This window comes from Variovorax sp. 01T439_2, from assembly GCF_056398445.1.
Genome location: NZ_JBFTPJ010000446.1, coordinates 1 through 4,639 on the forward strand (window position 1 = coordinate 1; position 4,639 = coordinate 4,639).

General features: G+C 66.2%; 4 protein-coding genes and 1 pseudogene. 2 read left to right on the plus strand and 3 right to left on the minus strand.

The genetic code is table 11. From position 1 onward, the window contains the following. Positions 1-647 (plus strand): FadR/GntR family transcriptional regulator (locus tag AC1DOC_RS20010; protein ID WP_478130353.1); only part of this gene is annotated, 647 nt, incomplete at its 5' end. A gap of 93 nt (positions 648-740) precedes the next feature. On the opposite strand, the gene AC1DOC_RS20015 is transcribed toward AC1DOC_RS20010, so the two are convergent. Further along, positions 741-1,157: an ester cyclase gene (locus tag AC1DOC_RS20015; protein ID WP_015865594.1), complete on the minus strand. Its 417-nt coding sequence runs from the start codon at positions 1,155-1,157 to the stop codon at positions 741-743. A 144-nt stretch (positions 1,158-1,301) separates the two neighbouring features. Between AC1DOC_RS20015 and AC1DOC_RS20020 the strand changes: the two genes are divergently transcribed. Continuing rightward, on the plus strand, positions 1,302-2,198 hold the full coding sequence (locus AC1DOC_RS20020) for a helix-turn-helix domain-containing protein (protein ID WP_015865595.1): 897 nt from the start codon (positions 1,302-1,304) through the stop codon (positions 2,196-2,198). A 150-nt stretch (positions 2,199-2,348) separates the two neighbouring features. Here the strand turns inward: AC1DOC_RS20020 and fusA are convergent, their stop codons facing one another. Next, positions 2,349-4,409 (minus strand): elongation factor G, encoded by a 2,061-nt coding sequence (gene fusA / locus AC1DOC_RS20025; protein WP_015865596.1) that lies wholly within the window; start codon positions 4,407-4,409, stop codon positions 2,349-2,351. 127 nt (positions 4,410-4,536) lie between these two features. Beyond that, a pseudogene (locus tag AC1DOC_RS20030) lies at positions 4,537-4,639 on the minus strand (GFA family protein); the annotation flags it as partial.

A 4,639-nucleotide genomic window follows, 5' to 3' on the forward strand; every position in this document is an offset into this window, starting at 1 on the left:
AAGCCATCCTGCGCGGGGACTACGTCGACTCGAAAAAGCTGCCGACGGAAAGCGAACTGGCCTCGCAATTCGGGGTCTCGCGGCCGACCGTCCGGGAGGCACTGTCGAGGCTGCGGTCGGACGGGATCATCGAGTCCCGCCGCGGCTCCGGCAGCCAGGTCGTGCGGGCCCCCGGGACACCGGCATCGAGCATGCCCCCCATCAGGAACTATTCGGACATCGAGCGGTATTACGCCTACCGCACAGTTGTTGAATCGGGGGCGGCGGCCGCCGCGGCGGAGTTCCGCACTGCCGACGACCTGACGACGATCAGAGCCTGCCTGGAAGCGCAGACCCTGGCCATGGAGGGTGGAAACAAAGGCATCGAAGACGACGTCCGCTTCCACAGGGCGATCGCGAGGGCCTCGCACAACCAGTTCTTCGTGGCCGCCGTCGAAACGAGTGTCGCGCCCATCAGGCAATTCATGGAACTGGCGCGCAGCGTGCGATCGAAGATGACCGTCGAGCGTGTCCGGCTGGTCCAGATGGAGCACCAGCAGATCCTCGACGCCATCGAGAAACGATCCCCGGCCGACGCCGCCGAGGCAACACGGCTCCATATCCTCAACGCCAAGCGACGGATCTTCGACGCAGCGAAATTGCGGTAGAGCGCGACGGCCTGGCCGCCCACAAGGTTTGCTCCATCCCTACCCGCGCGGCAGCGATGCAGCGGAAGCGGTCCTTTGGTCCAGCCTTGGGCCTCAGGAACGCGGCAATGCGCCGATCTGCTGCATCAGTCCGAGCAGGTCCGGTTGCCCCACTTCGGAGACGATCTTCCCGGTCGAGAATCGATAAATGTTCAGCGCTTGCACGGCAATCGTCTTGCCTGTGGGAGGCACGCCGAAAAAAGCTCCGCGATGCGTCCCACGCATCGTGAATCGCGCAGCGATGACATCGCCTTCGATGACGGTTTCCTCAAGAGTCCATTGAACGTCGGGGAATCCGCCGCGCATCATCCCGATGATCTCCAGGTAGCCTTGTGGCCCGCGCACGGGTTCGGCGCGCCCAGGAACTTGAAACACGGCGTCCGGAGAAACCAACTCTGTGGCGAGCCGCGGGTCCGCTGTGTTGATGAACTCCACGAAGCGAGTCATGAACTGTCGGTTTGTGGTTTGCATCTGTCGCCTCGGAATGTCTATCGGGATGGGACGCGGGGCTTGGTGGCCGCCCGGTGCCCGCGTACCCATATTGTTCGAGTTGCCGGCGTGTTCGACACGATCAAAGTCGGTTGCTGAATGGTGAATATCGGACAGAATGGGTCGATGCCGCGCGGAACGAGACCCATCGATATCGAGCAGGTCCAATATCGGCCCTCGGCCGAGAGCACACTGGATCTCGAGGTCTTCTCTATGTCGGACTTAAGACGAAGGGTGCCCCAAGCCCACCTCCAGCGTCACCACCGCTACGACTTTCACATGTTCGTGCACGTCAGACGCGGGAAATGCCGCGCTGTGGTGGACTTCAGGCACATCGAGTGTGGCGCGGGATCGCTGCTGACCATCCGGCCCGGACAGGTTCACCGCTTCGGCCCGGGAAGCCGCTGGGACGCAAACCTCCTGCTGTTCAGACCCGAACTGCTGCAGGCTTCGCAAGGCGAGGAACGCCTTCAGATGCCTGAACTGATCGATGCGCTTCCTGGCCATCTGCGCCTCGATCGGTCGACGGGTCGGTTCTTGGCCGACACGCTCGCGCGGCTCGAGGAGGAGTGCGTGCTCGAAGCCCGGCAACCGCTGCTGAACTGGCTGCTCCAGAGTGAACTGGCAACGCTCGTGATGCGGCTGCACATCTTTCACACCGAGCAACAGCCGCCCGCTGGAGCATCGGCCGACGCGCCGGAGCGCTTTCGTCTTTTCAAACGGCTTTTGGACGCGAAGGTGCATCAGTGGCATCACGTTTCGCGCTATGCACATGCCATGGGATGTTCCGAGAAGACTCTTACTCGCATCTGCAGTGCGGTGGCTGGCGTCGGTGCGAAGGCCTTTATTGCCTCGCGCCTTGCGTTGGAAGCCAAGCGCCTGCTCGTACATACGGAGACGCCGATTTCCGTCATCGCGCAGCGGCTTGGCTTCGATGAGGCGACCAACTTCACCAAGTTCTTTCGCAGCATTGAAGGATGCACGCCAGGCGACTTCCGCCGTCGGTTCGATGTCTCGTTGTAGCCGCGATACCCGTCGACTCGGATCGGACGTTGCATTCGGTCTCGCGCACGGGCTACTGGGCTCTTGGCGTTCGAGCCCGACGCATGGTGCCGCCGTTCGATGGTCGGCGTCACACGCCGCCTCGGTACAGCGTGGACGGCAGGCGCGATGCTATTCCTCGTCACGCACCTGGTATTGGCTCACCAGCGCCTGCTGGACCGCCGGCGGCACCGCTTCGTAGTGCGACAGCGCGATGGTGTAGCGGCCCTGGCCGCTGGTCATTGCATTGAGCCGCGACTGATAGCTGGCGAGCTCGGCCTCGGGCACCTGCCCGCCGATGGCCACGGTGCCGCCTCCCAGGCCCGAGGTGCCGGTGACCAGGCCGCGCCGAGCCGACAGGTCGCTCGTGACGTCGCCCACGGCATGCTCGGGCACGGCGATCTCGATCTGCACGATCGGCTCGAGCACCACCGGCCGGGCCTCGCGGATCGCGGCCATGAAGGCCTTGCGGCCGGCGGTCGCAAAGGCGATGTCCTTGCTGTCGACGCTGTGGTGCTTGCCGTCGTACACCACCACGCGCACGTCGACCACGGGGTAGCCTGCGATTGCGCCGTACGCCAGCACCTCGCGCACGCCCTTCTCCACCGCGGGAATGAACTGGCCCGGGATCGCGCCGCCCCTGACCTCGTCCCCAAACTGGAAACCCGCGCCGCGCGCGAGCGGCTCGATGCGCAGGAAGACCTCGGCAAACTGGCCGGCGCCGCCGGTCTGCTTCTTGTGGCGGTGGTGGCCCTCGGCCGGCGCGCTCACGGTCTCGCGGTAGGCGATGCGCGGCGGCCGCGTCTGGACCTCGAAGCGGTACACCTCGCGCAGGCGCTCGAGCACGATGCGCAGGTGCAACTCGCCAAGCCCGTAGAGCACCGTCTCGTTGGTCGCGGCCACGTGCTCGATGCGCAGGCACGGGTCCTCGGCCGCGAGCTTGCCGAGGATCTCCCAGGCGCGCTGCTCGTCGCCATGTCGCTTGGGCTCCACGGCCAGGCCGTGCACCGGCACCGGAAACGGCAGCGGCGCGAGGTGCACGTGGGCGTCTTCCGCCGCGTCGTGCAGCACGGCATCGAAATGGATCTCCTCGACCTTGGCCACCGCCACGATGTCGCCCGGCACCGCATGCGACACCTCGACGTGATCCTTGCCCTGGAGCATGAACAGGTGCCCCACCTTGAAGGGCTTGCGTCCGTCGCCGATGTAGAGCTGGCTGTCGCGGGTGACCGTGCCCTGGTGCACGCGGAAGATGCCCAGCTTGCCGACATAGGGGTCGACCGTGACCTTGAACACATGCGCCAGCACGTGCAGCGACGGGTCGGGGCTGGCCTCCATGGGCCTGGCCTCTGCACCCTCGCCAACGATGAAGTCCGGCGGGTTGGCTTCGGTCGGATCGGGCAGCAGCTTGACGATCACGTCCAGCAGTTCGGCCACGCCGGCGCCGCTGCGCGACGAGACGAAGCACACCGGGATCAGGTGGCCTTCGCGCAGTGCCTGTTCGAGCGGCGCGTGCAGCTCGGCCGGATCCACGTCGCCCTCCTCGAGGTAGCGGTCGACGAAGGCCGCGTCGACCTCGACCACCTGCTCCACCAGCGCGCGGTGCGCCGCCTCGACCGGGCCGAAGTCGGACTGCCCGAAGCGGTTGAAGAAGCAGTCCACCACCTGACGGCCGACCCCGTCGGGCAGGTTCAGCGGCAGGCATTCGCGGCCGAAGGTGGCCTGGATGTCCGCCAGCAGGCCCGCCAGCGAAACACCCTGCGAGTCGATCTTGTTGACGATGATCATGCGCGCCAGGTGGCGCGAGGCCGCGTACTCCATCATGCGCACCGTCATCGGCTCGATGCCGGTCGCGGCATTGATGACCACCGCCGCCGTCTCGACCGCCTCCAGCGCCGGCAGGCTCTGGCCGAGGAAATCGGGCCCGCCGGGCGTGTCGATCAGGTGGATGCGCGTGCCGCCGTGCGTGAGGTGCATCACCGATGCGTTGAGCGAGTGCTGCATGCGGCGCTCGAGCGGGTCGTGATCGCTGACGGTGCTGCCGCGCTCGATGCTGCCGCAGGCTGCGATGGCGCCGGCCTTGTGCAGCAGGTTCTCGGCCAGCGAGCTTTTGCCGGCGGCTGCGGCACCCACCAGCGCCAGCGTTCGCACGGCCTGCATTTCGGCCGCAAGGCCGTTCGATCGGCTTGGCATGGCATGCACTCCTTACGCGCCCGCAAGACCGGCCCGGCGGCCCGCAAGGGCTCGGGTGCTGCACGTGGACGCCAGGCCAGCGTACGGGATTGGCCGTGCCGGCGCAAGCCGGTGACTGCCCCAGGGCCTACTTCGAACGCCCGTCGAAATGCTGCACCGGCACTGCATCCAGGTCGATGCCTTCGAGGCAGCGGATGTTGATGGCCGCCATCCTGTTGCCCTTGGGATCG

Bases quoted from the DNA above. Each gene is read 5' to 3' on its own strand.
- fusA (WP_015865596.1), bottom strand. From the start codon at position 4,409: ATGCCAAGCCGATCGAACGGCCTTGCGGCCGAAATGCAGGCCGTGCGA.
- AC1DOC_RS20015 (WP_015865594.1), bottom strand. From the start codon at position 1,157: ATGCAAACCACAAACCGACAGTTCATGACTCGCTTCGTGGAGTTCATC.
- AC1DOC_RS20020 (WP_015865595.1), top strand. From the start codon at position 1,302: ATGCCGCGCGGAACGAGACCCATCGATATCGAGCAGGTCCAATATCGG.